Here is a 1727-nt window from a genome sequence, read left to right as displayed (position 1 = left end):
CCCGCTTCGCCGGTCGGCCGGCGGCAGGCACGGGCGTTGGCGGCGGAGGCGGCCCGATGACCGGTGGACACGGTACGGGCACCGGCTCGGCCGTCGCGGTCACCGCCGTCGCGTGCCGGTTCCCCGGTGCGCCGGACGCCGACGCCTTCTGGCGGATGCTGGTCGAGTCGCGCGAGGGACTGACCCGGTTCACCGACGAGGAGCTGGCCGCCCGCGGCGTGCCGCCCCGCACCCGGCGTGACCCGTCGTACGTGCCGGTGGGCGGGCTGATCGACGGGCAGGACCTGTTCGACCCGCTTCCCTTCGGGTTCACCGACGCCGAGGCGGCGCTGCTCGACCCGCAGCAGCGGCTCTTCCTGGAATGCGCCTGGCAGGCCCTCGAAGGGGCCGGGCACGGAGGCGGGAAGGACGCCGGGGCGGTCGGCGTGTTCGCCGGCGCGGCACACAGCGCGTACCTGACCAGCAACCTGGCCGGCCGCTGGGATCCCACCGGCGCCGGTCCCGATCCGGGTGGCAGCCTCCAGACGGCCGTCAGCACCCACACCGACTACCTACCGTTGCAGGTGGCCTACCGGCTGGGCCTGACCGGGCCGGCGATCGCCGTCAACACCACCTGCTCCACCTCACTGGTCGCCGTGCACCTCGCGGTGCAGTCGCTGCTGGCCGAGGAGTGCGACACCGCCCTGGCCGGCGGGGCGTCGCTGATCGTCCCGCAGGGACAGGGCTACCGGCACGTGCCGGACGGGATCTTCTCCGTCGACGGGCGGGTGCGCCCGTTCTCCGCCGACGGCACCGGCATCGTGTACAGCCAGGGCGTCGGCGTGGTGGTGCTGCGCCGGCTGGCCGACGCCCTCGCCGACGGCGACCCGGTCCTCGCCGTCGTGCACGGCACGGCGGTCAACAACGACGGCGCCGACAAGGCCGGCTTCACCGCGCCGTCTGTGCGCGGTCAGGCCCGCGTGATCGCCGAGGCGCTCGCGGTCGCCGGGGTCGCGCCCCGGCAGGTCGGGTACGTCGAGGCGCACGGCACCGCCACCCGGCTCGGCGATCCGGTGGAGGTCGCCGCCCTGCGGCAGGTGTTCGGTTCCGGTCCCGCCTGGTGTGGTCTCGGGTCGGTGAAGAGCACCATCGGGCACGCCAACACCGCCGCCGGGATCGCCGCGTTCATCAAGACCGTCCTCGCCCGCCGGCACGGCGTGGTCCCGGCGTCGCTGCACGCCCGGCCGGCCAACGAGCTGCTCGGCCTCGACGGCTCCCCGTTCGAGGTCGTCACCGAGACGCGGCCCTGGCCGGACCGGCCGTACACGGGAGTCAGCTCGTTCGGCATCGGCGGCACCAACTGTCACGTGGTGCTCGGCCCGGCACCGGAGCGGGAGCCGTCCGAGCCGGATCCCCGTCCGCAGCTGCTCGTGACGAGCGGACACGACCCGGATTCCGCCCAGGCCGGTGGCGCGGCCCTGGCGCGGGTACCCGTCGACCGGCACCTGGCGGACGTCGCTCACACGCTGGCGACCGGGCGGGTCCACGGGCCGCACCGGGTGGCGGTGGTGGCCGGACCCGCCGGGACCCGCCGGGTGCCCGCTCCGGTGCGGGCCGCGTCCCGTCCACCCCGCCTGGTCTTCGCCTTCCCCGAGCCGGATTCGTCGACGTGGTGGGTGACGGATCCACCCGCCACGGCGGCCCGTTCGGCCAGACCGATGAGCCCGGTACCCGGGTCCGTGGCGGTC

Annotated in this window: 1 protein-coding gene; it reads left to right on the top strand. The window is 75.6% G+C overall.

Annotated features, from left to right (window positions below; genetic code table 11):
* Positions 1-56: 56 nt before the first annotated feature.
* On the top strand, positions 57-1727 hold a 1671-nt coding region (locus tag AB0I76_RS29325), incomplete at its 3' end, for a beta-ketoacyl synthase N-terminal-like domain-containing protein (protein ID WP_357042223.1).

Source organism: Micromonospora sp. NPDC049799, from assembly GCF_040656655.1.
In the GTDB taxonomy this organism is placed as follows: Bacteria; Actinomycetota; Actinomycetes; order Mycobacteriales; family Micromonosporaceae; genus Micromonospora.
The sequence above is the reverse complement of the archived record's forward strand: the minus strand, read 5'-3'. Positions and strand labels throughout refer to the sequence as shown.